Origin of the sequence: Falsiroseomonas sp. (assembly GCF_051859025.1) — a bacterium.
Taxonomy (GTDB): domain Bacteria; phylum Pseudomonadota; class Alphaproteobacteria; order Acetobacterales; family Acetobacteraceae; genus Falsiroseomonas.
In genome coordinates this window covers 1-25445 of the sequence record NZ_JBHYGL010000024.1, presented here as the reverse complement: position 1 = coordinate 25445, position 25445 = coordinate 1, and the positions used below count along the sequence as shown (strand labels likewise).

General features: G+C 70.5%; 24 protein-coding genes and 2 pseudogenes. 13 read left to right on the top strand and 13 right to left on the bottom strand.

The window, feature by feature from the left end:
- Window positions 1–123 precede the first annotated feature (123 nt).
- Window positions 124–1011 (bottom strand): NAD(P)H-binding protein, encoded by an 888-nt coding sequence (locus ACTIE5_RS20120; RefSeq protein WP_439551504.1) that lies wholly within the window; start codon window positions 1009–1011, stop codon window positions 124–126.
- A 149-nt stretch (window positions 1012–1160) separates the two neighbouring features.
- On the opposite strand from ACTIE5_RS20120, the gene ACTIE5_RS20115 reads away from it, so the two are divergent.
- Window positions 1161–1562: a winged helix-turn-helix transcriptional regulator gene (locus tag ACTIE5_RS20115; protein WP_439551503.1), complete on the top strand. Its 402-nt coding sequence runs from the start codon at window positions 1161–1163 to the stop codon at window positions 1560–1562.
- A gap of 17 nt (window positions 1563–1579) precedes the next feature.
- Here ACTIE5_RS20115 and ACTIE5_RS20110 read toward each other — a convergent pair whose 3' ends face one another.
- Entirely contained in the window at window positions 1580–1765 is a 186-nt protein-coding gene (locus tag ACTIE5_RS20110) for a hypothetical protein (RefSeq protein WP_439551502.1), read from the bottom strand.
- A 262-nt stretch (window positions 1766–2027) separates the two neighbouring features.
- On the opposite strand from ACTIE5_RS20110, the gene ACTIE5_RS20105 reads away from it, so the two are divergent.
- On the top strand, window positions 2028–2771 hold the full coding sequence (locus ACTIE5_RS20105) for a maleate cis-trans isomerase family protein (RefSeq protein ID WP_439551501.1): 744 nt from the start codon (window positions 2028–2030) through the stop codon (window positions 2769–2771).
- Window positions 2772–2882: 111 nt separating this feature from the next.
- Here the strand turns inward: ACTIE5_RS20105 and ACTIE5_RS20100 are convergent, their stop codons facing one another.
- Genes ACTIE5_RS20100 through ACTIE5_RS20055 form a run of 10 tightly spaced genes read right to left on the bottom strand, consistent with a single transcriptional unit; the run spans window position 2883 to window position 11930 of the window.
- A complete protein-coding gene (locus ACTIE5_RS20100; RefSeq protein WP_439551500.1) occupies window positions 2883–3689 on the bottom strand; it encodes a DinB family protein in 807 nt (268 codons plus the stop codon).
- 17 nt (window positions 3690–3706) lie between these two features.
- Entirely contained in the window at window positions 3707–4348 is a 642-nt protein-coding gene (locus ACTIE5_RS20095) for an N-carbamoylsarcosine amidohydrolase (RefSeq protein ID WP_439551499.1), read from the bottom strand.
- Window positions 4349–4360: 12 nt separating this feature from the next.
- On the bottom strand, window positions 4361–5392 hold the full coding sequence (locus tag ACTIE5_RS20090) for an ABC transporter ATP-binding protein (protein WP_439551498.1): 1032 nt from the start codon (window positions 5390–5392) through the stop codon (window positions 4361–4363).
- Window positions 5389–6372, bottom strand: coding sequence for an ABC transporter ATP-binding protein (locus ACTIE5_RS20085; protein WP_439551497.1), 984 nt, complete (start codon window positions 6370–6372; stop codon window positions 5389–5391). The genes ACTIE5_RS20090 and ACTIE5_RS20085 overlap by 4 nt, the downstream gene beginning before the upstream one ends.
- The gene (locus ACTIE5_RS20080) at window positions 6369–7268 is read right to left on the bottom strand and encodes an ABC transporter permease (protein WP_439551496.1); all 900 of its coding nucleotides are present in this window, start codon (window positions 7266–7268) and stop codon (window positions 6369–6371) included. Before ACTIE5_RS20080 ends, ACTIE5_RS20085 begins: the two co-directional genes overlap by 4 nt.
- Window positions 7265–8206: an ABC transporter permease gene (locus tag ACTIE5_RS20075; RefSeq protein ID WP_439551495.1), complete on the bottom strand. Its 942-nt coding sequence runs from the start codon at window positions 8204–8206 to the stop codon at window positions 7265–7267. Before ACTIE5_RS20075 ends, ACTIE5_RS20080 begins: the two co-directional genes overlap by 4 nt.
- Entirely contained in the window at window positions 8206–9762 is a 1557-nt protein-coding gene (locus ACTIE5_RS20070; protein WP_439551494.1) for an ABC transporter substrate-binding protein, read from the bottom strand. Before ACTIE5_RS20070 ends, ACTIE5_RS20075 begins: the two co-directional genes overlap by 1 nt.
- Window positions 9755–9910, bottom strand: a complete 156-nt coding sequence (locus tag ACTIE5_RS20065) for a hypothetical protein (RefSeq protein ID WP_439551493.1) — start codon at window positions 9908–9910, stop codon at window positions 9755–9757. The genes ACTIE5_RS20070 and ACTIE5_RS20065 overlap by 8 nt, the downstream gene beginning before the upstream one ends.
- The gene (locus ACTIE5_RS20060) at window positions 9907–11226 is read right to left on the bottom strand and encodes an amidase (RefSeq protein WP_439551492.1); all 1320 of its coding nucleotides are present in this window, start codon (window positions 11224–11226) and stop codon (window positions 9907–9909) included. The genes ACTIE5_RS20065 and ACTIE5_RS20060 overlap by 4 nt, the downstream gene beginning before the upstream one ends.
- A 35-nt stretch (window positions 11227–11261) precedes the next feature.
- Complete coding sequence (locus ACTIE5_RS20055) at window positions 11262–11930, bottom strand: GntR family transcriptional regulator (protein ID WP_439551491.1); 669 nt, start codon at window positions 11928–11930, stop codon at window positions 11262–11264.
- A gap of 290 nt (window positions 11931–12220) precedes the next feature.
- Between ACTIE5_RS20055 and ACTIE5_RS20050 the strand changes: the two are divergent.
- From ACTIE5_RS20050 to ACTIE5_RS20015, 8 genes and pseudogenes are all read left to right on the top strand, one after another.
- Window positions 12221–12381, top strand: a pseudogene (locus ACTIE5_RS20050) (IS481 family transposase); the annotation flags it as partial.
- A 355-nt stretch (window positions 12382–12736) separates the two neighbouring features.
- The gene (locus ACTIE5_RS20045; RefSeq protein WP_439551490.1) at window positions 12737–14077 is read left to right on the top strand and encodes an ABC transporter substrate-binding protein; all 1341 of its coding nucleotides are present in this window, start codon (window positions 12737–12739) and stop codon (window positions 14075–14077) included.
- Between the two features lies 1 nt (window position 14078).
- The gene (locus ACTIE5_RS20040) at window positions 14079–14987 is read left to right on the top strand and encodes a carbohydrate ABC transporter permease (RefSeq protein ID WP_439551489.1); all 909 of its coding nucleotides are present in this window, start codon (window positions 14079–14081) and stop codon (window positions 14985–14987) included.
- Window positions 14987–15907 carry a carbohydrate ABC transporter permease gene (locus tag ACTIE5_RS20035; RefSeq protein WP_439551488.1) on the top strand — a complete coding sequence of 307 codons (921 nt, stop codon included), beginning with the start codon at window positions 14987–14989 and terminating at the stop codon, window positions 15905–15907. Before ACTIE5_RS20040 ends, ACTIE5_RS20035 begins: the two co-directional genes overlap by 1 nt.
- Before the next feature lie 2 nt (window positions 15908–15909).
- Complete coding sequence (locus ACTIE5_RS20030; protein ID WP_439551487.1) at window positions 15910–16986, top strand: ABC transporter ATP-binding protein; 1077 nt, start codon at window positions 15910–15912, stop codon at window positions 16984–16986.
- On the top strand, window positions 16983–19352 hold the full coding sequence (locus ACTIE5_RS20025; protein ID WP_439551486.1) for a xanthine dehydrogenase family protein molybdopterin-binding subunit: 2370 nt from the start codon (window positions 16983–16985) through the stop codon (window positions 19350–19352). Before ACTIE5_RS20030 ends, ACTIE5_RS20025 begins: the two co-directional genes overlap by 4 nt.
- On the top strand, window positions 19349–20227 hold the full coding sequence (locus tag ACTIE5_RS20020) for an NAD(P)-dependent oxidoreductase (RefSeq protein WP_439551485.1): 879 nt from the start codon (window positions 19349–19351) through the stop codon (window positions 20225–20227). The genes ACTIE5_RS20025 and ACTIE5_RS20020 overlap by 4 nt, the downstream gene beginning before the upstream one ends.
- 155 nt (window positions 20228–20382) lie before the next feature.
- Window positions 20383–20766, top strand: a complete 384-nt coding sequence (locus ACTIE5_RS20015; RefSeq protein ID WP_439551484.1) for a hypothetical protein — start codon at window positions 20383–20385, stop codon at window positions 20764–20766.
- A 153-nt stretch (window positions 20767–20919) separates the two neighbouring features.
- Here the strand turns inward: ACTIE5_RS20015 and ACTIE5_RS20010 are convergent.
- Window positions 20920–21159 (bottom strand): annotated as a pseudogene (locus ACTIE5_RS20010) (IS21 family transposase); the annotation flags it as partial.
- 342 nt (window positions 21160–21501) lie between these two features.
- Here ACTIE5_RS20010 and ACTIE5_RS20005 point away from each other — a divergent pair.
- The 3 genes from ACTIE5_RS20005 (at window position 21502) to ACTIE5_RS19995 (ending at window position 25370) form a co-directional block, all read left to right on the top strand.
- Window positions 21502–22314: an HpcH/HpaI aldolase family protein gene (locus tag ACTIE5_RS20005; protein WP_439551483.1), complete on the top strand. Its 813-nt coding sequence runs from the start codon at window positions 21502–21504 to the stop codon at window positions 22312–22314.
- A 118-nt stretch (window positions 22315–22432) separates the two neighbouring features.
- The gene (locus ACTIE5_RS20000; protein ID WP_439551482.1) at window positions 22433–23569 is read left to right on the top strand and encodes an OmpA family protein; all 1137 of its coding nucleotides are present in this window, start codon (window positions 22433–22435) and stop codon (window positions 23567–23569) included.
- A gap of 178 nt (window positions 23570–23747) precedes the next feature.
- Window positions 23748–25370, top strand: coding sequence for a carboxyl transferase domain-containing protein (locus tag ACTIE5_RS19995; protein WP_439551516.1), 1623 nt, complete (start codon window positions 23748–23750; stop codon window positions 25368–25370).
- Window positions 25371–25445 lie beyond the last annotated feature (75 nt).

The following is a 25445-nucleotide window of genomic DNA, read 5'->3' as shown; positions in this document are numbered from 1 at the left end:
GGCCAGGTGGAATTGGCCGGCCCAGCGCGCGATATCGGCGCGCTTCATCGATGATCCGACCGCTTCGCCATGTCGTTGCCGGGCGGAAGGGGCGGCTGGTGCGCCGCCCCGCCAGTCGCCAGGCTACGCCGCGACCGGGAAACCCGCCTTCTGGGCCTGTAGAAAGGCCTCCAGCGGGCGCGGCTGCGTGCCGGTCAGCCGCGCGACCACATCCGTCACCGGCGGCAGGCGGCCTTCCCGGGTGTTGCGGTCCATGGAGACGAGCATCCGGACCAGGAAACCGGGCAGGCCGAAGCCGTCCAGCTGCGCCGCCAGCGTGGCGTCGTCCATCTGCAGAAGCTGGATCGGCCTGCCGAAGACCTGGGCGATGAGGGAAGCCAGCTCCGCCGTGCTCCAGGCCCGCGGGCCGGTCACGTCCAGCGTCTCGTTCGCCGCCTTGTCGGAGGCGAGGGCCGCGGCGGCCGCGCGGGCCGCATCCTCCCGCGCCACATAGGGCACCAGACCATCCCCGGCGGCGGTGGCCCAGCTGCCGGAGGCGAGGATGCCGCCGAGCGAGCCCAGCAGGTTCTCCTGGTACCAGCTGACGCGGAGGATGGTGTGCGCCAGGCCGCTGCGCCGGATCGCCTGTTCCGTCGCATGGTGGTCGGCCGCGAAGACGATCGGGGAGCCGGGCTCCGGCTTCGGCATGGAGGTATAGACCAGGCGCCCCACGCCGGCCTTCGCCGCCGCCTCCACCGCCGCCAGATGCTGCGCGGCGCGCTGGCCCGGGCGTTCGATCGCGTCGGTGGAGATGATCAGGGCGCGGTCGACCCCGCGGAAGCCCTCGGCCAGGGAGGAGGCATCCTCGAAATCGATGCGGCGCGTCGCGATACCGCGCGCGGCGAGGTCCGCGAGCTTCGCGGGGTCCCGGCTGGCGGCCACGACGGGGCCGCCATGCAGGGTGGCGAGGTGTTCGACGGCGAGGCGGCCGAGCTGGCCGGCGGCGCCGGTGACGAGGAGGGTTTCGGGCATGGTCCAGGGATCCTTCGCGATGGCTCTCTCGCGCACTGGTTCCCTTAAGGAAGCAGGGCTAGAAAGTAGCCCATTGGATGTGGAACAGGCTCCGGGCGCCGTAAAGAAGGCACCGGAATCACCCCAGGGCACCGGAAGGATACCACCCCATGACTGAAAGCGCGGCGCCGCGCCACAAGACGCTGGCGGAGGCCAAGGCTTCCGGCATGTCGATCGCGGATTGCCCGATTCGCGACGTGATCGCCGGGCTGTCGGGCAAATGGTCGGCGCTGATCCTGCTGGCGCTGGATGAACGGCCGCACCGCTTCGGCGAATTGCGCCGGGCGATCAGCGACATCTCCCAGCGCATGCTGACCATCACGCTGCGAGACCTGCAGCGCGACGGGTTGCTGACGCGGACGGTGCATCCGACCGTGCCGCCGAGCGTGGAGTACGCGCTGACGGACCTGGGGCGGTCGCTGGTGCAGGCCGTGCGGCCGCTGATCGGCTGGGCGGATCGCCACCACGGGGCGATCCGGGACGCGCGGCGCGGCTTCGACGCCGCCGGCTGAGCGCGGCGGCGCGGCCTTTAGCGGTCGCCGTGCTTGCGGCTGGCCTGCGTCGCCTTGTTCACGCCGCCCTGCTTCTGGGCGCCGCTGTTCTTCGACCCGGTGCGGGCATCCTTCGGATTGGCCTTGCCGGGGTTGTTGCCGCCCGGGTTGTTGCCGCCCTGGGGGGCACGACCGGCGGCGGGAAGGGGGGGGAGGTTGGCCATGGTGGACGATGTCCTTTCAGGACGGGGTCGCCGGCCGGAGTTGCGGCGGGCGGCCTGGCTGTGCAGGGAAGCTCTCGGGGGTGGCGGCACGGCGGGCAAGCTGCGGGGGCCGCGGCGGCGCTGATGGCGCAGCATGGCGCATCCAGGGCTGCGACGATAGCGTTCCGTCGAAGACGGGCCTTCACGTCACCGCTCATCCTGATTGTCGCGTCGCTCCGCCCGGATCATTCCCTCGGTTCCGGGACTGACCTAACGTCGCGCCATGCAGGAAGAACAGCCGCGACTGCTGATGGGCGTGGTGGCGCCGGCCACCAACATCTCCGTCCAGCCGGAGATGGAGGCGCTGCGCCCGCCCGGCGTCATCAACGCCCATGCGCGCATCCCCAACCCCGACCGTGCGGTCACCAGCGACGCCGATACGCTCGCGGTGCGGGCATCCATGGTGGCGGGGCTGAACGCCGCGCTGGACACGCTGGCCCCGGCCGCCCCCGGCCATGTCGTGCTGGGCGTGATGGCGGAGAATTTCGTGGGCGGCGGGGCGGCCGGACAGAAGCTCGTCGCCGAGTGCGCCGCCCGCATCGGCTGCCGCGTGACGGACTACACCAGCGCCATCCTCGCCGCGCTGGACGTCATGTTCGGGCGGAGGATCAGGCTGTCGCTGCTGACGCCCTTCATGCCGGTCGGCGATGCCGCCGCCCGGGCCCTGTTCGAGGATGCGGGGCATGAGGTGGTGCGCTTGATCGGCCTGAAGGCGCCAGGCCCCGCCGCCATCGCGCGCATCCCGCGCGAACGCATCCTGCAATCCGTGCGTGACCTGGCGGGGCCGGAGGTGGAGGCCATCATCCAGGTCGGCACCAACTCCTCCTTCCGGGCGCTGGCGCGGGAGATGGAGGCGGAACTGGGCACGCCCGTCCTGGCCGCCAACCCCGTCCTCTACTGGCGGGCGCTGCGCCAGGAAGGCATCGCCGACGCCATGCCGCAGCACGGCCGGCTGTTCACCCTGTAGCGGGGGGGGGGGGCGGCGCAGTCGGCGCTGGCCTGCAAGGCCGCGCGCCACCCTGAAGGGAAAACCGCCCCTCAGCCGCATCGACAGGGACAACGTCCCTGGCAACGTCATCTACGAAGCGCGTCGGACCTTGGCCGGGTCGGCCTCGTCCCAGACCTTCTCCGGCATCGGCAGGCCCTCGAAGGTCTCGCGCCCGAGCGGGCGGTCCGGTGCGATGCCGAGTCCCTCCAGGACCCACATCAGCTGTCGCACATGCTGCCCGGCATGCCAGACGGTACGCTCCAGGAACTCATGCATCGTCTGCTCGCCGTAATAGACATCGGCACGCCGCGTCCAGTCGCAGTCGCGGCCGGGGCCATCGAACCAGTCGGACATGCGCCCGCGCATCGCCTCGGCATAGGCGATGAGTGCGGCCCGGCTGCCCTGTTCATCGGTCGGGACACGCATGTAGCTGTCGAAGGTGAGCGGGATGCCGTCCTCGTGCTCCAGGAAGGCGTCGGCGATGTTGGCGATGTGCCAGCTGAGCTGGCCGAAGGTGCGCGGCCGGTTCGGCAGGTCGCGCGCCAGCGCCTCGTCCGGCATCTGCGCGATGAACCGCGCGGCCCCGGCCAGCACCGCATCCAGGCGGCGGCGCATCTCCTCCACCGGCAGCATGCGCGGCGGGCCGTAGGCGATGCCGCAGAGCTGCGCCACGTCGCGCAGCACCTGGCCATTCGCCCAGGTGTCGCCGCGGGTGACGATGGGCACCTGCTTCAGCCCGAAACGCTCGAGCTCGGCATAGGCATCCTCATCCGCCAGCACGTTGCGCGACAGGAAGGGCACGCCGTGCTTCTGCAGGAATTCCTTCGTCCGCAGGCAGGAGGAGCAGCCCGTCATCCAGTAGACGCGGATCGCGTCGTCAGCCGTGGTCGTTTCCATCACTCGTTTTCCTTCCCTTACGCGGCCTTCTTCGCGAGGCCGCCCAGATGGGCGATCACCTCGTCGCGGGCCACCACATCGCCGTATTTGGCGTTGATGTCGAACAGGTTGGCATCGTGCGGCCCGTCATGCCGGTCGCCCACGCATTCGCGCGGCACGATCACGCGGTAGCCGTGCTGCACGCCGTCCAGCGCACCCGCGCGCACGCAGCCGCTGGTGGAGCAGCCCGCGAGGATCAGCGTATCGATGCCCATCGCGGCGAGCATGGGCGCGAGCGGCGTGCCGAAGAAGGGGCTCGGATACTGCTTCACCAGCACGACCTCCTCCGGCAGCGGCGCCACCTTGGGGTCGATCTGCGCGAGGGGCTCGCCTGCGACCATCTTCCGGAGCGCCGGCACCTTGCGCACGAACCAGCCGCCATCGGCGCCGGAGGGGTGATACTCGACGCGGGTATGGATCACCGGCACGCCGGCGGCGCGCGCGGCGGCCAGCAGCGGGACGGTATCGGCCACGGCGCGCACCACGCCCTCGGCGAAGAAGGGCGACCCCGGCGTGGTGTAGGCGAGGGTGAAGTCGATGACGATGACGGCCGGCTTGGCGCCGAAGCCCACCTTGCCGTCGAAGACACCGACGTAGTTCTGCTCACGCGTCGCGCTCATGGCGGGGGCTCCTCAGGCTTCGTCGGGAAAATGGCAGGCCGCGAGATGCGCGGTGGCGCCAGCGGGTGCCAGGACGGGGTCGTGTTCCACACAGGCGCGCGGCAGCCGCGTGCCGGCCGCTTCCAGCGTATCGCCGATGCGCGCGGCCACCAGGCGCGCGCGCGGGCAGCGCGGGTGGAAGCGGCAGCCGGAGGGCAGGGCGGCGGCGCTGCCGATCTCCCCGATCGGGCGAACCCGCGCCTTGGCGCGTTCCTTCTCCGGGTCGGGGCGCGGCACGGCGGAAAGCAGCGACACGGTGTAGGGATGCCGCGGTGCGCCATACAGCGCATCGCGCGGCGCCATCTCCACCACGCGGCCGAGATACATCACCGCGACGCGGTCGCTGACGTGCCGCACCACTGCCAGATCATGCGCGATGAACAGGAAGGCGACGCCGGAGCGTGCCTGGATCTCCGCCAGCAGGTTCAGGATCTGCGCCTGCACCGAGACATCCAGCGCGCTGACCGGTTCGTCCAGCACCACCAGCGCGGGGTCGAGCGCGATGGCGCGCGCGATGCCGATGCGCTGGCGCTGGCCGCCGGAGAATTCGTTCGGGTAGCGCGCGGCCATGGCGGGCGAAAGGCCGACGCGGCCGAGCATGTCCGCCGCGCGGCGCACGGCTTCGGCCCGCTTCACGCCATGGGCCGTCATCGGTTCCGCGATGATCTCGGCCGCTGTCATGCGCGGGTCGAGCGAGCCATAGGGGTCCTGGAAGACCATCTGCATGCGCGGCCGCAGCGCGCGCAACGCGCGGGATGAAGCGGCGGTCACGTCCTGGCCGTCGAAGCGGACGCGCCCGGCGCCCGGCTCGATCAGGCGCAGCACGAGACGGCCGAGCGTGCTCTTGCCGCTGCCCGTCTCCCCCACCAGGCCCAGCGTCTCGCCGCGGGCCAGCGTGAAGGACACGCCATCCACGGCCCGCACCTCCGGCTTTCGCGGGCCGAACAGCGTGCGGCCGCCGCCGAAGCTTCGGCGCAGGTCCTGCACTTCCAGCAGCGGGGTCATGCCGAGACCTCCAGCGCGCCCTGGCGATGGCAGGCGGCCGCGTGGCCGGCACCGACCAAATCGGGCCGCAGGCTGCGGCAGCCCGCATCGTCGGAGACCGCGAAGCAGCGCGGCGCGAAGGCGCAGCCCGGTGGGCGCCGCGCCGGATCGGGCGGGCTGCCGGCGATGGGGGCGAGCTTCGTCCCCGCCGGTGCGTCGATCTCCGGGATGCTGCGGAACAGCGAGATCGTGTAGGGGTGGCGCGGCGCGCGGAACACCTCGGCCACCGTACCGGTTTCCACCACGCGGCCGGCATACATCACCGCGACGCGGTCGGCCTGGCGGGCGACGACGCCGAGGTCATGCGTGATCAGCACCATCCCCATCCCCTCCGCGCCACGCAGGTCGCCGAGCAGGTCAAGCACCTGCGCCTGCACCGTGACGTCGAGCGCGGTGGTCGGTTCATCCGCGATCAGCACGCGCGGGCCGAGCGAGATCGCCATCGCGATCAGCACGCGCTGGCGCATGCCGCCGGAGAACTGGTGGGGATAATCGTCCACGCGACGCGCGGCATCCGGGATCTGCACGCGCGTCAGCAATTCGGCCGCCCGGTCGCGCGCAGCGCGACGGGAGATGGGAAGATGCGCGCGCAGCACCTCGGCGATCTGCTCGCCCACGGTGAAGACGGGGTTGAGGCCGGTCAGCGGGTCCTGGAAGACCATGCCGATCCGCGCCCCGCGGCGCCGCCGCAACTCCTCCGGCGGCAGCGCCAGCAGGTCCTCCCCTTCCAGCAGCGCCTGGCCGGCGATGACGCGGCCGGGCTTCGGCAGCAGGCCGAGGGCGGAGGTGAAGGTGACGGTCTTGCCCGACCCGCTTTCCCCCACCACCGCCAGCGTTTCGCCGGCGCTGACGAAGAGCGAGACGTCATCCACCAGGCGCACGGCCCCCTTCTCCCCGGGGACGGCGGCGGTCAGGCCACGAAGCTCGAAGGCAGCGGTCACAGCAGCTTGCCCGTGTTGCGGCGCATCTGGGGATCCAAGGTGTCGCGCAGCCCGTCGCCGAGCAGGTTCAGCACCACGACCGTGTAGGCGATGCAGAGCCCCGCCGAGAGGGAGATGAGCGGGCTGGAGGTGATGGAGGTCTGGCCCTCGGCGATCACATTGCCCCAGGTCGGCGTCGGCGGCTGCACGCCGAGCCCGAGGAAGGACAGCCCGGCTTCCGCGAGGATCGCCGTCGCCGCGCTGACCGTCGCGACCACGATCACCGGCGGCAGCGCATTGGGGATGACGTGCCGCAGCACGATCTTCCAGGGCGTCAGGCCGATGGCGCGCGACGCCTCGATGAACGGGCGCGGCCTGATCGTCAGCACCACGGATCGCATCACCGCGGCGATGCGCGGCGTATAGGCGATCGCGACCGCGAGGATGATGGAATCCAGCGTGTTGCCGCGCGCCGCGACAAGGGCCAGCGCCAGCAGGAAGGAGGGGAAGGCGAGCAGGATGTCGATCACCGCGACCAGCGCGCGTTCCACCCAGCCGCCGGCATAGCCCGCGACGGCGCCGATCACCGTGCCGAGGCTCAGCGAGATCAGCACCACGAAGAAGCCGACCTGCAACGAGACCTGCGCGCCATGGATGAGGCGCGAGGCAACGCAGCGCCCGAACTGGTCGGTGCCGAGCCAGTAGGTCGCCGAGGGCGGCGCCAGATTGTTCATCAGGTCCGTGCGGGTCGGCGAATGCGGCGCGATCCAGGGCGCGAGCAGCGCCACCAGCACCAGCAGCGCAAGCCCGATGGAGCCGATCATGAAGCCGGGATGGCGCGTGTAGCGGCGGAAGGCGGCGCGGCGGCGCGCGGCGGCCTCGGCTTCTGCGTCGATCAGTTCGGCGGCGGTGCTCATCCCTGGCGCAGCCTCGGGTCGATCGCGCCATAGAGCAGGTCGAGCGCGGTGTTCAGCAGCACGACGGCCGCGGCCAGCACCAGCACGCCGGCCTGCACCAGCTGGTAGTCGCGTGCCAGGATGGCCTTGAGGATGGTGGAGCCGAGGCCAGGGCGGCTGAACACCGCCTCCACCAGGATCGCGTTGCCGAGCGACCAGGCGAAGGTCACGCCGATCACCGCCAGCACCGGGATCAGCGCGTTGCGGAAGGCCAGCTTCCAGATGATGCGCCGTTCCGGCACGCCCATGGCGCGCGCGACGCGGATATGATCGAGCCCGAGGACTTCCAGCATCGCCGATCGCGTCAGGCGTGCGATGTATGCCGAAACCGACAGGCCGAGCACGCTCGCCGGCAGCACCATGTGGTGCAGCGCCGTCCAGAACCCCGCGCCGCTCGGTGCGCCGAGTGCCGGGAACAGGCCAAGCGCGTGGGAGAAGGTGAGGATCGCCACCAGCCCGACCCAGAAGACCGGGAAGGAGATGCCGCCGAGCGCGACCAGCATCACGGCGACATCCACCGCGCTGCCCTGCCGCACCGCGGCGACCACGCCGAGCGGAACGCCCACCACCACCGCGACGAGCATGCCCGAGACGGCGAGCGCGGCGGAGGGCGGCACCGCCGCCCAGATCTCCGTCAGCGCCGGCTGCCCGGTGACGACGGAGGTGCCGAGATTCCCCTGCACCGCGCCGGCCAGGAAGACGAAGTATTGCTGCCACACCGGCAGGTCGAGGCCGAGGCGCGCGCGCAACGTCGCGAGCGCCTCGACCGTCGCGAAGTCGCCCAGCATGTACAGGGCGGGATCGCCCGGAATGGCCCTCATCAGGAAGAAGGCCACCGTGACGATCCCGACCAGCGCCACCGCCAGTTGGCCGGCGCAACGGGCGATGTGGAACAGCATCAGGCGCCGCGCAGCGAAACCGGCGCCACGTTCACCGTGAACAGGCTGTTCTGCACGAAGCCCGCCACCGTCGGGCCATGCGCGATGAACAGCCGGTCCGCGTAGAGCGGGATCACGGGCAGGTCTTCCATGGTCTGCCGCAGCAGGCGGCCATAAACGCCGCGCCGGGCCGCGGCATCGGGCGCGCGCGCGGCTTCCGCCAGCAGGTCGTCCGCGCGGTCGTAGCGGGACGTGTTGAGCCCCGGCGGATGGCTGCGCGTGTGGTACAGCGTGACCAGCGGGCTGTCGGGGTCGGGCGGGCCGACGACGGCGGTGATGCAGGATTGCACATTGCCGCTGCTGCGCGCCTGCACATAGGCGCCGCGCTCCAGCACGCGCACCGTCGCCTGGATGCCGACCTGCTGCAGGTCGTTCGCCACGGCGACGGGAAAGCGGTCGAAGGGGTTCAGGCCGACCGTCGTGATCTCGAACCGGAAGTTGGAGACATTGGCCTCCCGCAGCAGGGCGCGGGCGCGGTCGGGGTCGAAGGCGTAGCGCGGCACGCCTTCCTCGCTGAACTCCTGGAAGGTGGAGGTCAGCACGCTCGTCGCCTCGAACTTCGTGCCGCGGAAGAAGCCGTCGATCAGCGCGCGGCGGTTGATGGCGTGCATCATGGCGCGGCGCACGCGCGGGTCGCGCAGCGGCCCGGCGGTGGTGTTCAGCACCAGGTTGACCGTGTTGTTCGCCGGGCGGTCGAGCACCGAGACGCCCTGGACGCGGCGCAGGCGCTCGATCACTTCAGGCGTCTGCAGCGCGTAGAAGATGTCGAGCTCGCGGTTCTCGAGCGCGATGGCCGCCGCCGTCTCGTCGCGCACGATGCGGAAGATGACCTCGGACAGGGTGGAGGGGCCGCCGAAATAGTCGGGGTTGGCCGACAGCCGCACCTCGTTGCCCGTGGTCCAGCGCTCGAACACGAAGGGGCCCGTGCCGATCGGGTTCATGCTGTAGCGTTCGCCGAGTTCCGTCACCGCGCGGCGGGAGACGAGCCAGCCCTGGTTGAAGGCACAGAGCTTGTGCAGGAAGCCGGAATTCGCCGCCTCCAGCACGAAGCGCACGGTCAGTGGATCGGGCGCCTGGACCTCCCGCAGCCCGGCCAGCTGGCCGCGATAGAGGCTGCCCGTCGCGGGGTCGAGCACGCGTTCGAAGGAGAACTTGACGTCGTCGGAGGTGAAGGCGCCGTAGCCCTTGTGCCAGGTGACGTTGGGACGCAGGCGGAAGGTCCAGGTCGTGCCGTCGGCCGAAACCTCGTAGCCCGTGGCGATGTCCGGCACGATGGCGTTCGTCGCCTGGTCGTACTGCACCAGGCCACTGTAGATGTGGCTGGCGATGGACTGGTTCTCGTTCTGGAAGATCCGTGCCGGATCCAGCTGGGAGATGTCGGAGCCGAAGCGCACGCGCAGCGTGCGCGCGCCCTGCGCCATCACCGGCATCCCGAAGGCGCCGCCGAGCGCGATGCCCGCCCCGCCCGCCAGCAATCCGCGCCGGCCGAAGCCGGGCGGCGTCCGCATCTCAACCATCCCTGAATTCTCCCTTGTTCTGCATTGGCTCGGCGGCCGGGTCGGCCGGCCGGAGTTCCTTGGGCCAGTCGCGCGGCAGGCGTGCGCCGGCCGCGGCCATCGCGCGTGCCAGCTCGGCCGCGCGCGCGGCGTGGTGATCGGGGATCATGCGGGCCGCCGCTCGCGCCAGGGGGTCGCGGCCTCATAGGCCATGGCCAGGCGGAACAGCGCGGCCTCTCCCCCGGCGCGCGCCATCGCATGCCAGTGAAGCGGCAGCCCGCCGCCCGAGAAGCCGTTGCACTGCACGAGTGCCGGCAGGCCGGCGAGGCTCGCCGGCGTCAGCATCGTCTCGCTAGTATAGGCGGTGCTTTCCGGCTCCACGCCGAGAAGCGGCGGCAGGTGCAGGGCGCCGAGGCTCAGGATCACGTCATGCTCCTCCCACAGCGCCTCGACCGCATCCGTGAAGGCGCGGCGGAAGCGTTGCGCGGCGAGGTAGTCCACCGCGCGCACGCCGCTGCCGGCCAGCAGCTTGTCGCGGAGCGCGGCGCCCATCACGTCAGGGCTCTCGCGCAATTCACGCTCATGGATCGCAGCAGATTCCGCCGCGCCGATCAGCCGCGCGGCGTCCAGGCACATGGCCGCCGGCCAGGGCAGCGCCGCGTCGCGGATCCGCGCGCCGAGCCGCGACAGGATGGCGAGGCCATCCTCCAGCGCCGTGGCCAATTCGCCATCGGGGGCGGGGAAGCCGGGGCCGGGGTCGCGCAGCACGCCCACGCGCAGGCCCGCCACGCCGGCGGCGCCGGCCAGGCGAAGGCTGGTGCCGCAGACCGCATCCATCACGATCGCCACATCCTCGGCCGTCCAGGCGATCGGCCCGGGGCGGTCCATCGAGAAGGTGTTGGGCAGCGCGCCATCCAGCGGCAGCCGCCCCGGCGTCATCACCACGCCGCAGCAGCCCGTGGCGGCCGCGGGCAGGCGGACGGAGCCGGTGGTGTCGGACCCGATCGCGAACAGCGCCATGCCCGTCGCGACCGCGACACCGGCGCCGGTGGAGGAGCCGCCGGTGAAGCGCGTGGTGTCCCACGGATTGCGCGCGGGCGGGGCAGGCAGGTCGAAATGCTCCGCGCCCGTCCCGGTGCCGAATTCCCAGGTGGCGAGCTTGCCGAGCAGCACCGCGCCCGTTCTGCGCAGCCGGCCGACGAGCGCGGCATCGGCCGGCGCGATCCGCCCCGCGCGCAGGCGCGAATTCGCCGTGGCGGGCAGGCCAGCGACGTCGAAGGTGTCCTTGATGCCCCAGGGAATGCCGCCGAGCGCGCCGCGGCGCGGCATGGAGGAGGCTTGTCGGGCCGCGGCCTCATCCAGGTGCAGGACGGCGTGCAATTCGCCGTTGCGCCGGCCGATGGCGTCCAGGCACCGGTCGAGAAGGGCGGCAGGGGTCAGGCGCCCGGCCTCCATCGCGGCCAGCGCATCGGCCAGGCTGGTCAAGCCCGATTGTATGCAACGAGCAGCCGGATTGGCACTCATGCCGCGCGCCTGCCGATGCCGCGCTGCGCCATGGCAGCGAGGAAGACGGCGCGCCCGGCCCGCACATGCGCCCGCATCACCGCGCCCGCCCAGGCGGTGTCGCCGGCGGCGATCGCCGCCACCATCTCCCGGTGCTGGTCGAGGCTCCGGCGCAGGCCCGCCTTGTCGAAGTTCTGGAAGTTCTTCAGCACCATCGGCGCGACCGCCAGGCTCGCCAGGATGGCGCGGCAGCGGGTCTGGCCGCTCATCTCCCAGAGTGTCTGGTGGAAGCGGACATTGGCGTCGGAGATCACCTCCAGCCTCCCAAGGTCACCGCCGGGCAGGGAGGCTTCGGCCTCGTCGCAGGCCGCTTCCATGACGGCCAGGGCGCTGCGGTCGGGCGCGGTCGCGGCGCGTTCGGCGGCATGCGTCTCCAGCAGCGCGCGGAGGTCGAAGATCTCCTCGATGTCGCGTTGCGACCAATCGGCGGCGAAGGCGCCCTGGTTCGGCACGACGCGCAACCAACCCTCCGCGTCGAGGCGCCGCAACGCCTCCCGCACCGGGGTGCGACTGACGCCGAGCTGCGCGGCCAGGTCTTCCTCCCGCAGGTGCGACCCGGGCGGGTAGGTGCCGTCGGCCAGCCGCCGGCGCAGCGTCAGATAGGCCTGCTCCCAGGCGGTCGCCATCCTGTCTCCCGACCGGGGAGAAGACCGCCAAGGCCCTCCTACCCCGTGCATCCACCCATTAATTGTATGCAACGTGGAGCGCCGGCGCAAGCCGACCCATGACCGGCCGCAACCCTGATCTGTCTCCGGGTTCCATGAGGTCACCAGGCGCTTCGCCCGGAGAAAGCCAGCTCTCGTTTCCGACCGCTGCTCCGGCCGGTTTCATACGCTCCAGGCACTTGCTGGCCGCGTCCTGGATGTGCGGTCCCGGTGTGTGATGGTGCGTTCGCTCGCGAACAGGAGGACGCCCCATGGCAGCAGGTCTTCACGGCTCAGCCCGACCGACGCCGCGCGTTCGAGCCGAGCGCCAAGCGACGAAAGCGCCGACCCGCGCCCTGGCCGCCCGCTGCGGGATGAACCACAAACCGTCGTCACGTGGCGGCGCCGGGTCGGCACCGCAGACGATCCCATGGACGAATGGCCAGGCAGAGCGGATGAACCGCACGCTCTTGTTCTCGTGCGAGCATTCACCGTCGCCAGGCACCGCAAGGCGCTGACGTGGAGAACTCCGTTCCAGGCCATCGGCGACGCCTGGTCCAAGATCCCGTGCACCTTCAAGATCAACCCGCGCCCACTCATCCCGGGGCCAAACACCTGGACATCATTCGCGAAGTCCGCCCTGGATGCTGCCGGGTCCCGTCGCCATACCCGTTTCCGCAAGGCTGATTGACGGCAGTCCCCGTGCACGCGCAAGGTTCCGGCCGCGCACGCTGGACACGTCCTTGACGCGCGCGAATAGTGAAGAGCCGCAAACTGAAGGCCGAGCCATGCAGACCATCGCATCCCCGTTTTCCCGTCGCCGCCTGCTCGCGGGCGCCGTTGGCGCGCCCGCGCTGCTGGCCGGGCTGTCGGGCGGGGACGCCGCCGCCCAGTCCGGCGGCACGGTGAACTTCATCGGTTGGTCCGCCGCGGTGGACCAGGTGCGCGCCCAGATCTCCGCCTTCGAGCGGGCGACCAATGTCCGTGTGAACTACGAGAACTTTCCCTGGGCGCAGTTCCGCACCGCGCTGGTCACGCGCCTGGTCGGGAATGCGCCGATCGACGTGTCCTGGATTTCCGACGCCTGGCTTCCTGAATTCGTCGAGGCCGGGTGGCTGGCGGACATCAACGATGTCCCGCAGCTCATGCGCTACAACACGGATGCGGCGGATTACTGCACGCAATCGATGGTCTATCGCGGCAAGCAGTACGGCCTTGCCTATTACGGCGACCACATGAGCTTCATGTACAATACGGAGATCCTGCAGCGCGCCGGCATCACCACCCCGCCGACGACCTGGGAGGAGGTTGTGCAGCAGTCGCTGCGCATCAAGCAGCAGGGGATCGTGGATTTCCCGCTGCTGCTCTCCCTCGCCGCCGATACCTGGTTGATCGAATTCGTCTCGGCGCTGACCTACGCCTTCGGCGGGCGCATGGTGGACGATGCCGGCAATGCCGTGATGGCCGATGCGAATCGTGGCTCGGTCCGCGCCGCCCGCTTCATCCGCGAGGCGATCGCGACGCATCGCATCCTGTCGCCCGGCGCGGTGGAGACGGGGGAGATCAACGGCCTGCGCGCGATGGGCAGCGGGCAGCACGCCTTCGCCATCGTGCCGACCTATCGCATCCGTGCGCTGAATGATCCGTCCCAGGCATCGGCCGCTGGCAAGATCCGCATCGCGCTGATGCCGAAGGGCGGGCCGGATGGCACGAACAACACGCTCGGCTGGATCCGCTTCTACGGCATGACGCCGGCCGCGAAGGCGGACCGCGCGCGGCGGGAGCGGGCCGTGCGCTTCATGGAATTCTTCGGCGGCCGCGACACCGGCGGCAACTACTCCATGCAGAAGCTGCTGCTGACCGATGTCGGCCTGCCCAGCTGCGCCCTGCCGGTGAACGAGGATGCCGATGTGAAGGTATTCTGGGACCGCTGGGCCGGCGGCGGCGCGGTGATCGCGCAGCAGGCGATGCTGGCGAAGAAGAAGGACACCATCGCGCCCTGGTTCGGCGAATGGGTCGAGACGTCGAACCAGGCCTGGCAGGCCGTCTGCCTCGGCCGTGCGGAGCCGGAAGCGGCGATGCGCACCGCCGCGGCGAAGTGGACGGAACTCCGTCGCGCCTTCCGCTGACGTGCCGGCCGCTGACGTGCTGGCCCGACTGAACCGGAGGTTCGGCTACGACGAGCGCAGCGCCGCCATCCTGGTCTTCCCGGTGGTGGCGGTGCTGCTGGTCGTGGCGGCCTACCCGATCCTGTATTCCTTCTGGGTCAGCCTGCACGACATCGTCCTGACGCGCCCCCTGCGCCGGCCCTTCGTGGGTGGCGACAACTATCTCCGCATCTTCGGGGATGAGCGCTTCTGGCTGGCCGTGTCGCGCACCACCGTCTACACGGTGGCGACGGTTGCCGTGACCACGCTGCTCGCCATGCTGGTCGCGCTGCTGCTGAACGAGAGCTTTCCGGGCCAGCGCTTCCTCTCCGCGCTTCTGCTGGTGCCCTGGGCAACGCCTTCCGTCGTCAACGGCCTGATGTGGAAGTGGATCTACGATCCGACCTATGGGCTGCTGAACGCACTGCTGCTGAAGGTCGGCCTGATCGAGCGGTACCGTGCCTGGCTCGGCGATCCCGACCTGACCCTGATGCTGATCGCCAATGCCGCAATCTGGAAGCAGATGCCGCTGGCCGCGCTGCTGCTGATCGTCACCATGAAGGCCATTCCGGACGATCTCTACCGCGCCGCCAAGGTGGATGGCGCCAATGTCGTCCAGCGCTTCCTGCATGTGACGCTGCCCGCGCTCCGGCCGGGGCTGATGCTGGTCCTGGTGTATGAGACGATGATCAGCATCCGCCATTTCGACCTGTTCCTGATCATGACCCAGGGCGGGCCGGGCGATGCCAGCTTCACCCTGTCCTGGCTCATCTACGTCGAGACCTTCCGGTCGCTTCGCTTCGGCACGGGCGCGGCGATGAGCTACGTGCTGGCGATGGCGACCTTCCTGCTGTCCTGGGCCGTGATCCGCTGGCTGGGGAAGCGCATCTGATGGCCGGTCGTCCTCTCGCACCCCGCATCGGCCGGTCGCTGATGCTGGCGTTCTTCTCCGCGCTGTTCGTGCTGTATGTCGCGGGGCCGGTGGCGTGGCTCGTTTCCTCCTCCCTGCAGACCGAGGCGCAGATCACGGCCATCCCGCCGAACTGGCTGCCGCCGGAGGTCAATCTCGGCAATTTCGACGCCATCCTGAACGCTGCGGAACGGCAGGTGACCTATGAAACGAGGCGCCAGGGCGACCCGGCCACCGGCGGTTTCCTGCCCTCCGGCGCGGCGAACCTGATCCCGTCGCTCTGGAACAGCCTGACGGTCGGGCTGTGGGTCGCGGCGCTCAACCTCCTGCTTTCGGTCACTGCGGCCTACGCGATCGCGGTGATCGATTTCCGCGGCCGGCGCGCGACGCTCTACACCGTGCTGGCAACCCGCGTGGTGCCGGATATCGCGCTGATCGTGCCGCTTTTCCTGGTGATCCGGAACCTCGGGCTGATCAACACGCTGGGCGCGCTGGTCGTCACCTATCTCGCGATCACGGTGCCCTTCACGATCTTCATCCTGATCTCCTACTTCGAGGGCATCCCGCGCGACCTGTACCGCGCCGCGCGGATCGATGGCTGCGGCCATTGGGGGGCGCTGCGGCATGTCTACCTGCCGCTGTCACTGCCCGCGCTGGTGGCATCGCTGACCTTCGCCTTCCTCACCTCCTGGAACGAATTCGTCTTCGCGCTGGTGCTGACGCAGAATGTCGCGGCGCAGACGCTGCCGATCGTCATCTCCGGCTTCGTGATGGACTTCACCACCAGCTTCTCCTTCGTCAATGCGGCGGGGGTCATCGCGATCATCCCGCCGGTGCTGATGGCGGTGCTGTTCCAGCGCTACATCGTCTCCGGCCTCACCGCCGGCGCGGTGAAGGGATAACCATGGCTGCCATCACCTGCGAGAAACTGACCAAGCGCTACGGCAGCGTCACCGCCGTGGACCGGCTGGACCTGGCCATCGGCCATGGCGAGTTCATGGTGCTGCTGGGCCCATCCGGCTGCGGCAAGACGACGACGCTGAACATGATCGCGGGGCTGGAGGAGATCAGCGACGGCACGCTGCGCTTCGACGCCACCGACGTCACCTGGCAGCCCCCGCACAAGCGGGAGGTCGCGATGGTGTTCCAATCCTACGCGCTCTATCCGAACAAGACCGTGCGGGAGAACATCGCCTTCCCCCTGCAACTCCGCCGGACCCCGCGCGCGGAGGTCGAGCGCGCCGTGGCCGATGTCTCGGAGCAGCTGGAGATCGCGCATCTGCTGGACCGCCATCCGTCCCAGCTTTCGGGTGGGCAGCGGCAGCGCGTGGCACTCGGCCGCGCCATCGTGCGCAAGCCCAGCGTCTTCCTGATGGATGAGCCGCTGTCGAACCTCGATGCCGCGCTGCGGCTTTCCATGCGCAGCCTCATCAAGCACCTGCACCAGCGCCTGCAGGCCACCTTCGTCTATGTCACGCATGACCAGGCGGAGGCGATGACGCTGGCCGATCGGATCGCGGTGATGCGCGGCGGGCTGATCCAGCAGCTCGACACGCCCGACGGCATCTACAGCCGCCCGGCCAACACCTTCGTCGCCAGCTTCCTCGGCAGTCCGCCGATCAATCTGGTCGAGGGCGAGGTCGCGCCCGATGGCAGTTTCGTTCATGGCGCGCTGCGGCTGGACCTGCCCCAAGGCGCCGCCGCGCCCGGCGGCCTTGAAACGGGCCGTGCCGTCACGCTCGGCCTGCGGCCGGAGGATGTCGGCGCGCCCGCGCCGGGGCTGGCCAGCCTCGAAGCCCGGGTCGGCCTCGTCTCCCCGCTCGGGTCGGAGACGCTGCTGGAAGTGGTGGCACCCGGCGACGTCGCGCTCACGCTGCGGGTGCCCAAGGAATGGCGCGTGCGCAGTGGCGACAGCATGACCTTCGGCATCGATCCCGCGCGGCTGCATTTGTTCGACCGGCAGACGGAAGCGCGACTGTGATCGTCCCGCCGCCCCCCGAACCGGGCGGCCCGCTCGGCAAGGCGCTGCGGCGGCGGGAGGACCGGCGCCTGCTGAAGGGCCAGGGCCGCTTCCTCGACGACATCGCCGCGCCGCCGGGCTGCCTGCACGCGGTGTTCGTCCGCAGCCCGCACCCGCATGCGCGGATCGGCGCCATCGATACGGCGGCGGCCCGCGCGGTGCCGGGCGTGGCCGCGGTGCTGACCGGGCGGGAACTCGGTGCCCTCGTCGCGCCCCTTCGCATGGCGCCGCCCATCGAGGGCCTGCTGCCAATGGACATGCCGGTCCTGCCCACGGACATTGCGCGCTTCGTGGGCGATCCCGTCGCGCTGGTGCTGGCCGCATCGCGGAGCGCGGCGGAGGATGCGGCGGAGCTGGTCCAGGTGGCGTGGGACCCGCTGCCCGCCATCGCGGGCATCGGCCAGGCGAAGCAGGCCGCTGCCCTGGTGGATCCCGCCGTGCCGGGCAACCGCGTCTCCCGCCAGGGCTTCGCGACGCCGGGCCTGGATGCTGCCTTCGCCCGGGCGGACCGCGTAGTGGAAACCCGCTTCGTGCAGCAGCGGCAGACGCATGTGCCGCTGGAACCGCGCGGCGTGCTGGCGATCTGGGATGCGGGGCGGGAACACCTGACCATGCGCGTCGGAACCCAGGCGCCGCACCCCTATCGCAGCGCCGTCGCGGCGCGGCTGGGGCTGAAGGAGTTCCAGGTCACGGTCGAGAGCCCGGAGATGGGCGGCGGCTTCGGCCAGAAGATCATCCCGCTGCGCGAGGATCTGTGCATCGCTGCCGCATCGCGGCTGCTGAACCGCCCCGTGCGGTGGCGAGAGACGCGGGCAGAGAACCTGATGACCGCGATGATGGCGCGGGAGGAGAGCATCGTCACCCGCGCCGCCGTCGCCGCCGATGGCCGCCTGCTCGGGCTGGCCTGCGCGATGGAGGTGGATTTCGGCGCCTGGTCGTTCTTTCCCGCGAACTACATGGCCCGCGTCGTCGCGATGATCCTGCCCGGGCCGTACCGGCTGCGGGACTACGGCTACGATGTACAGGTCTGGCTGACCAACAAATGCCCCTCCGGCCCCATGCGCGCGCCGATGGCCGTCACCTCCTGGGTCATGGAGGGCACGATGGATGCGGTGGCGCGCGAACTCGGCCTCGATCCGCTGGCGGTGCGGCGGATCAACTCCATCGGGGATGCCGACCTGCCCTTCACCACCGCGACCGGGGAGCGCTACGACGCGCTGACGCCGCGCGCCACGCTGGATGCGGCGGCCACCGCCATCGGCTACGACGCGCTGCGGGCAGGGCAGGCGGAGCGGCGCGAAAGGCTGCTCGGCATCGGCCTCTGCACGGTGGTGGAGAGCACCACCTATGGCTCCGCCTTCTACCGCGCCGCCGGCATCCCGGGCTCGGGGCATGAGGTCGCGACGATGCGCGTGGAGCCTTCCGGCGCTGTCATCGCATCCTGCGGCCTCATGGGATCGGGCCAGGGCTATGAGACATCGCTGGCGCAGGCCGCCGCCGCGGGGCTTGGCGCCGCCTTCGACGATCTGGTGATCCAGATCGGCCACAGCGACATCGCGCCCTACGGCATGGGCAGCCGCGGCAGCCGCGGCGCGGCGGCGGGCGGCGGCGCGCTGTACATGGCGGGACAAAGGCTGAAGGCGAAGGTGCTGGCGATCGCGGCGGCGATGCTGGATTTGAACAGCGCGGCCGGGCTCGACCTGCGCGATGGTGTCGTGCTGCGCCTGGTGGAGGGCGCCTGGGTCGAGACCGGGCTGAGCCTGGCGCAGGTGGCGCGCACTGCGCATCTCGATCCGCTGCGCCTGCCGCCGGGCATGGAGCCGGGGTTGCACGCCGTCCTTGCCTATGACCCGCCGGCGATGACCTACGCCAACAGCACCCATGCCTGCGCGGTGGATATCGATCCGGCGACCGGCGCATTGCGGATCCTGCGCCATGTCGTCGCGGAGGATTGCGGCACCCGCATCAATCCGCTGATCGTCGCGGGGCAGACGCATGGAGCTACGGCCATGGGATTGTCCGGTGCGATGATGGAGCACGCCGCCTATGCCGAGGATGGCCAGGCCGTCGCCGGCAGCTTCATGGACTACGCCATCGCGCGGGCGGATGACCTGCCGGCCTTCGAGCTTTCCCACCACGACACGCCCAGCCCTTCCACGCCGGCCGGCATCAAGGGCATGGCGGAGGGCGGGACGATGGGCGGCATCGGCGCGCTGATGAACGCCGTCAACGACGCGTTGGCGCGGGCCGGCGCGCATCTCGACAGCGGGCCCGCCACGCCCGCCCGCATCTGGGCCGCCCTGCAGGCCGCGAAGGACACCGCATGAACGAGACTCCGCTTCCCCGTATCGGCTTCATGGGCATCGGCATCATGGGCGGGTCCATGGCCGGGCATCTGCAGGCCGCGGGCCACAAGCTGACCATCGCCAACCGCAGCCGCGGCCCGCGTGTCGACGCGTTGCTCGCGGTTGGCGCGACCTGGGCGGACACGCCGGCCGCGCTGGCCGCCGAGAGCGACATCGTCATCACGGTCCTCGGCTTCCCGCAGGATGTGGAACAGGTCTGGCTTGGAACGGATGGGCTGCTGGCCGGGGCGAAGCCCGGCACGCTGCTGATCGACATGACCACCTCCTCGCCGCGCCTCGCCGTTCGGCTGGCGGAGGCAGCCGCGGCGCGGGGCTGTGCCGCGCTGGATGCGCCGGTCTCCGGCGGGGAGATGGGCGCCCGCAACGCCGCACTCTCCATCATGGTGGGCGGCGATGCCGCCAGCTTCGATCGCGCGCAGCCGGTCTTCGCGCGGATGGGCAAGGCTATCCGCCATATGGGCGGCGCGGGGGCCGGCCAGCACACGAAGATGGCGAACCAGATCGCCATCGCCTCCGCCGTGATGGGCGTGGCGGAGGCGCTGTCCTATGGCCGGCGTGCGGGGCTCGACGGCGAAGCGCTTGTGGCGGCGCTCGCGCCTGGCGCGGCCGGGTCGATCCAGCTCACGGCGCTTGGGCCGAAGATGCTGGCTGGCGATTTCGCACCAGGCTTCATGGTGAAGCACTTCCTGAAGGACCTCGGCATCGCCGTGGCGGAAGCGGAGGCCATGGACCTCGCGCTACCCGGCATCGCGCAATCGCGCCGGCTGTTTGAGCGCATTGCCGCGGAACTCGGCGGTGATGTTGGCACACAAGCCATCATCGAAGCATACCGGTAGTCCCGGAGAGCCCATCCGGAAAGAAAGGGAATCGCCGGGATCAGATGTGATCCGCGGGCGCAGGCGTGTGGCGTGGACGGCAGAGCACCGATGAGCGACCGGTCGGCGTGGCCTGCGCCATCCGTCTGGCCTGACCGATGCAGAATGGGCACCTGTTGACCGACACCACCGGCTTGCGGCTTGCGGTGATCGTGCATCCCGCCAGCGTGCAAGACCGCGCCGGTGCCGAGCCGCTGCTGCGGCACGCGCGGCGGCTGTTCCCCTTCGTCGAGCGCATCATCGACGATGCAGGCTATCGGGGATCGACATCGTCCGCCGCTGCGACCGACACAAAAATCGTCGTGCTGCCGAAGCCTTGGATCGTGGAGCGAAGCATCGGCCTCGAAGCAGCGCTTCGAGCAGCCGCAATTTCCGTCTCGCCCGCGACTTCGAGCGGCACTGCCGCATCGCTGCCGCCTTCGTCCGCATGGCCGGCCGATTGGCGAATGAGGCCGGAACGCTGTAGCGGTTCGAGTCCGTTTGAGAATGCCGGCGGCTGAGGGTGCGCGAGGGATTTTTTGTGCTGGGTAGGAGCCGGACGCAGCCGATGCTGGTTGCATCGGCCAGTCCGGAGACGCGCCGCAGGCGTGCCTCCGGCACGACCCCAGCGCGGAAAAGCCCAGCGAAACCGACCCGCCGGTGTTCTCGAACGGTCTCTTACTCTCGAAGTGCACGAGGCAGGTCGGCGACACCCGCTTGGCATGCTCGACGAAGCCGTCGAATGCCCGCCCTACCGGCATCAGGCTCGCCTGCTCCAAGGCATGCACCCCGGCAACGCTGCCCGGGAGTACCCCGTGCTGGAGTTCGCTCCAGCGCTCGATGCAGCGGGCCTCCAGCCACGTGTTCAGGGAGGGCAGATCCTCGAACGATGGCATGCCCTGCCAGACCCGCCGCACCGTCCGGCGCCCCTTGCGGCCCTTACCCGCCTCCACCCGGAGCCATTCCGACAGCTTGTCGGCGAACGGGTCCAGGCGGCTCGGTCGCTCGGGAACCTTGAACCTTGCCTCCACGATGTCCGGCCGCAGGTAACTGCGGATCGTGTTCCGCGACAGGCTCTTCCGCCGCTCAATCTCACGGATCGATATGCGATCCCGGTGATGCCACCGATCGCATCGCCCGCGCGGATTGCGGCGCATGAGGACCGGGGCCTAGGCTTCCGCCAACAAGGGGAGGGATCGCCCGCGGCCGCCGCCATCCGGCCGCCCGGCCCCGCCCGCCATCCCGGAGCCCGCCGCATGACCGTCCAGCCCGCCGACATCCTGCGCAACCTGGTGCGGGAGAAGCTGGCCCGGGACGAGGTCGTCGCCTCCATGACCGTGCGCCTGGTGCGTGGGGTCGAGATCGCCCAGATCGCCGCCAGCGCGGGCTTCGACAGCCTTTATGTGGACATGGAGCACAGCCCGCTGACGCTCGACATGACGGGGCAGGTCTGCATGGCGGCGCTGGCGGCGGGCATCACCCCCTTCGTCAGGGTGCCCGCGCTGACGCCGGAGTATGTCGGCCGCGTGCTGGATGCCGGCTCGCTCGGCATCATCGCCCCCCATGTCCGGTCGGCGGAGGATGCGAAGGCCGTGGTCGCCATGGCCCGATTCGCCCCGCTCGGCACGCGTTCCGCCGCCGCGCCGCTGCCGCATTTCGGCTTCCGGTCCTTCCCGGCCAGCCTGGCCAACCCGGTGCTGGACGCCGCCACCATGGTGATCCCGATGGTCGAGACGCTGGAGGCGCTGGACCGGGTGGAGGAGATCGTGGCGGTGGAGGGGGTGGACATGGTGCTGGTCGGCACCAACGACCTGACGGCGGAAATGGGCATCCCGGGCCGCTACGACGATCCGCGGGTCCGCGACGCCTATCGCCGGATCATCGATGCCGCCCGGGGGCGGGGCAAGCATGTGGGGGTCGGGGGGCTCGCCTCCCGCCCCGATCTGGTGGCGGAGATCGTCGGCATGGGCGCGCGCTACGTCTCCACCGGCACGGATCTGGGCTTCCTCGTGGCGACCTGCGCGGCGAAGGCGCGGGAGGTGAAGGCCTTGTGTGACAAGGGCGCTTAAGGACTGTGTCCCATGCGCCACAGGCACACGTGACCCGCGAGCTTCTCGGCACGTCCCTCTCGCTTTGCGCGCCGCGCCGTTCTAGACAGGTGTCGATCCGGCAACCGCGCAAGCGGTAATGACCGACCCCCCCGGCGAAGTCGGGGACAAAGGAGCGATGATGATGCGTATTCGCAACGCCCTTCTGGCGGCGACCTTCCTGGCGCTGCCGCTGGCGGCCCAGGCCCAGCCGATCAGCGGCCTCTATGTCGGCGCCGGCGCCGGCGTGAACCTGCTGCAGGAGTCGGACGTTTCCCTCAGCGGCCCGCTGGCCGCTGGCCTGACCCGCGCTGACCGCTCGGCCACCGTCGAGTTCAGCTATGGCTGGGTTGGCGTCGTCAGCCTCGGCTACGGCTTCGGCAACGGCGTCCGCGCGGAAATCGAGGGCAGCTACCGCACCAACGAAGTCGACAGCATCACGGGCTTCAACACCCGCCCGCTGCGCTCCAGCGGCACGGCCACGTCCTACGGCATCATGGCGAACGCCCTGTACGACTTCGACCTGGGCGCCGGCTCCTTCATGACCCCGTATGTCGGCGTCGGTGCCGGCTACCAGTGGCATTCCTATGACGGCGTCCGCGCCCGCGCCTCCAACGGCGCGTCCGTGACGATCGACGGTGACGACGGCCAGTTCGCCTACCAGGCGATCGTCGGCGCGGCCTTCCCGATTGCCGCGGCCCCCGGCCTGGCGATCACCGCCGAATACCGCTTCATGGGCACGCTGCAGGCGAACATCGACGCCCGCGCCAGCTCCTCTGGCACGACCCGCGGTTCGACGGATGTGGACAACTACAACCACAGCCTGCTCATCGGCCTGCGCTACGCCTTCGGCGTGACGCCGCCGCCGGCCCCGATCGTCGCCCCGACGCCGGCCGCCGCGCCGGTCGCCGCCCGCACCTACCTGGTGTTCTTCGACTTCGACCGCGCCGACCTGACGGATCGTGCTCGCCAGATCATCGGCGAGGCCGCGACCAACAGCCGCACCGGCACGACCCGGATCGAAGTCTCCGGCCACGCCGACCGTTCCGGTACGCCGCAGTACAACCAGCGCCTGTCCGAGCGCCGCGCCGCCGCGGTGGCCGCGGAACTCGAGCGCCGTGGCGTTGCCCGATCCGCCATGGCCATCCAGGCCTTCGGCGAGAGCCGCCCGCTCGTCCCGACCGCGGACGGCGTGCGCGAGCCGCAGAACCGCCGCGTCGAGATCGTCCTGCGCTGATCAGCGCGCGACCTTCGCGAACAAGGCTACGGGTTGGGGGCGCCGAAAGGCGCCCCTTTCCTTTTGTGGACTACCCTGCAGGATTGACGGCCTGCGGCCCGCCGTGCGGCACTAGCGCCCCGAAACCAAAGGGGAGGCGCGGCGTGGCAAGGTGCGGGGGATTCCGGGCGAGCCCGCCATGGGCGTGATCCCGACCAGCGCCGACCCGCGCAGCGACAGCTTCCGCGCCAACGCCACCCGCATGGCCGCCCTCGTCGCCGATCTGCGCGCGGCGGTGGAGCGCATCCGCCTCGGCGGCGGGGACGTCGCCCGCAAGCGCCACACGGACCGCGGAAAACTCCTCCCGCGCGACCGCATCCGCACCCTGATCGATCCGGCTTCCCCCTTCCTCGAATTCAGCCAACTCGCGGCGCAGGGGATGTATGGCGGGGAGATACCGGCCGCCGGCCTCATCACCGGCATCGGCCGCGTGTCGGGGCGCGAATGCGTCATCGTGGCGAACGACGCCACGGTGAAGGGCGGCACCTACTACCCCGTGACGGTCAAGAAGCATTTGCGGGCGCAGGAGATCGCGGAGGCGAACCGCCTGCCCTGCCTGTATCTCGTGGACAGCGGCGGCGCCAACCTGCCGAACCAGGACGAGGTCTTCCCGGACCGCGACCATTTCGGCCGCATCTTCTTCAACCAGGCCCGCATGTCCTCGGCCGGCATCCCGCAGATCGCGGTGGTGATGGGCAGTTGCACCGCCGGCGGCGCCTACGTCCCCGCCATGTCGGATGAGGCGATCATTGTCCGCAACCAGGGCACCATCTTCCTGGCCGGCCCGCCCTTGGTGAAGGCCGCGACGGGGGAGGTGGTCTCGGCCGAGGACCTCGGCGGCGCCGACCTCCACAGCCGCACCTCCGGCGTCACGGACCATATGGCGGACAGCGATGCCCATGCGCTGGGCCTGGCGCGCCGCATCGTCGCCGGCCTGAACCGCGCCAAGCCGGCGGGCCATGACGACATCGCCGAACCCCGCCCGCCGCTGCATCCCGAATCCGAGATCGGCGGCGTCATCCCCGCCGACCTCCGGGAGCCCTATGATGTTCGGGAGGTCATCGCCCGCCTGGTCGATGGCAGCGAGTTCGAGGAGTTCAAGCCGCTCTACGGCACCACCCTCGTCACCGGCTTCGCCCGCCTCTGGGGCTACCGCGTCGGCATCGTCGCCAATAACGGCGTGCTGTTCGGCGAATCCGCGCAGAAGGGCGCGCATTTCATCGAGCTTTGCGACCAGCGCGGCATCCCGCTGGTGTTTCTCCAGAACATCACTGGCTTCATGGTCGGCCGGAAATACGAAGCCGGGGGCATCGCCAAGGACGGCGCCAAGATGGTGACCGCCGTCGCCACCGCCCGCGTGCCGAAATTCACCGTCATCATCGGCGGCAGCTTCGGCGCCGGGAATTACGGCATGTGCGGCCGCGCCTACGGCCCGCGCTTCCTCTTCATGTGGCCCAATGCCCGGATCGGCGTGATGGGCGGCCCCCAGGCCGCCAGCGTGCTCTCCACCCTCCGGCGCGACGCGATCGAGGCCAAGGGCGGCACCTGGCCGGCGGAGGAGGAGGCGCGCTTCAAGGCCCCGATCGAGGCGCAGTACGAGACCCAGGGCAACCCGACCTACGCCAGCGCGCGGCTCTGGGATGACGGCGTGATCGCGCCGGAGGATACGCGGATGGTGCTGGCGCTGTGCCTCTCGGCGGCCCGCAACAACCCGGTGCCGGGCTGGCAGGGGGAGGCGCGGTTCGGCGTGTTCCGGACGTGAGGGGTCATGTCATTGCAGGGGGACGCCGTCCCCCTGCACCCCCTGCCAGGGGCGAACCGCCCCTGGACCGTCGGC

Coding starts and splice junctions, on each gene's coding strand:
- ACTIE5_RS20120 (WP_439551504.1), bottom strand. CDS start 1,011: ATGCCCGAAACCCTCCTCGTCACCGGCGCCGCCGGCCAGCTCGGCCGC.
- ACTIE5_RS20115 (WP_439551503.1), top strand. CDS start 1,161: ATGACTGAAAGCGCGGCGCCGCGCCACAAGACGCTGGCGGAGGCCAAG.
- ACTIE5_RS20110 (WP_439551502.1), bottom strand. CDS start 1,765: ATGGCCAACCTCCCCCCCCTTCCCGCCGCCGGTCGTGCCCCCCAGGGC.
- ACTIE5_RS20105 (WP_439551501.1), top strand. CDS start 2,028: ATGCAGGAAGAACAGCCGCGACTGCTGATGGGCGTGGTGGCGCCGGCC.
- ACTIE5_RS20100 (WP_439551500.1), bottom strand. CDS start 3,689: ATGGAAACGACCACGGCTGACGACGCGATCCGCGTCTACTGGATGACG.
- ACTIE5_RS20095 (WP_439551499.1), bottom strand. CDS start 4,348: ATGAGCGCGACGCGTGAGCAGAACTACGTCGGTGTCTTCGACGGCAAG.
- ACTIE5_RS20090 (WP_439551498.1), bottom strand. CDS start 5,392: ATGACCCCGCTGCTGGAAGTGCAGGACCTGCGCCGAAGCTTCGGCGGC.
- ACTIE5_RS20080 (WP_439551496.1), bottom strand. CDS start 7,268: ATGAGCACCGCCGCCGAACTGATCGACGCAGAAGCCGAGGCCGCCGCG.
- ACTIE5_RS20075 (WP_439551495.1), bottom strand. CDS start 8,206: ATGCTGTTCCACATCGCCCGTTGCGCCGGCCAACTGGCGGTGGCGCTG.
- ACTIE5_RS20070 (WP_439551494.1), bottom strand. CDS start 9,762: ATGGTTGAGATGCGGACGCCGCCCGGCTTCGGCCGGCGCGGATTGCTG.
- ACTIE5_RS20065 (WP_439551493.1), bottom strand. CDS start 9,910: ATGATCCCCGATCACCACGCCGCGCGCGCGGCCGAGCTGGCACGCGCG.
- ACTIE5_RS20055 (WP_439551491.1), bottom strand. CDS start 11,930: ATGGCGACCGCCTGGGAGCAGGCCTATCTGACGCTGCGCCGGCGGCTG.
- ACTIE5_RS20045 (WP_439551490.1), top strand. CDS start 12,737: ATGCAGACCATCGCATCCCCGTTTTCCCGTCGCCGCCTGCTCGCGGGC.
- ACTIE5_RS20035 (WP_439551488.1), top strand. CDS start 14,987: ATGGCCGGTCGTCCTCTCGCACCCCGCATCGGCCGGTCGCTGATGCTG.
- ACTIE5_RS20030 (WP_439551487.1), top strand. CDS start 15,910: ATGGCTGCCATCACCTGCGAGAAACTGACCAAGCGCTACGGCAGCGTC.
- ACTIE5_RS20020 (WP_439551485.1), top strand. CDS start 19,349: ATGAACGAGACTCCGCTTCCCCGTATCGGCTTCATGGGCATCGGCATC.
- ACTIE5_RS20005 (WP_439551483.1), top strand. CDS start 21,502: ATGACCGTCCAGCCCGCCGACATCCTGCGCAACCTGGTGCGGGAGAAG.
- ACTIE5_RS20000 (WP_439551482.1), top strand. CDS start 22,433: ATGACCGACCCCCCCGGCGAAGTCGGGGACAAAGGAGCGATGATGATG.
- ACTIE5_RS19995 (WP_439551516.1), top strand. CDS start 23,748: ATGGGCGTGATCCCGACCAGCGCCGACCCGCGCAGCGACAGCTTCCGC.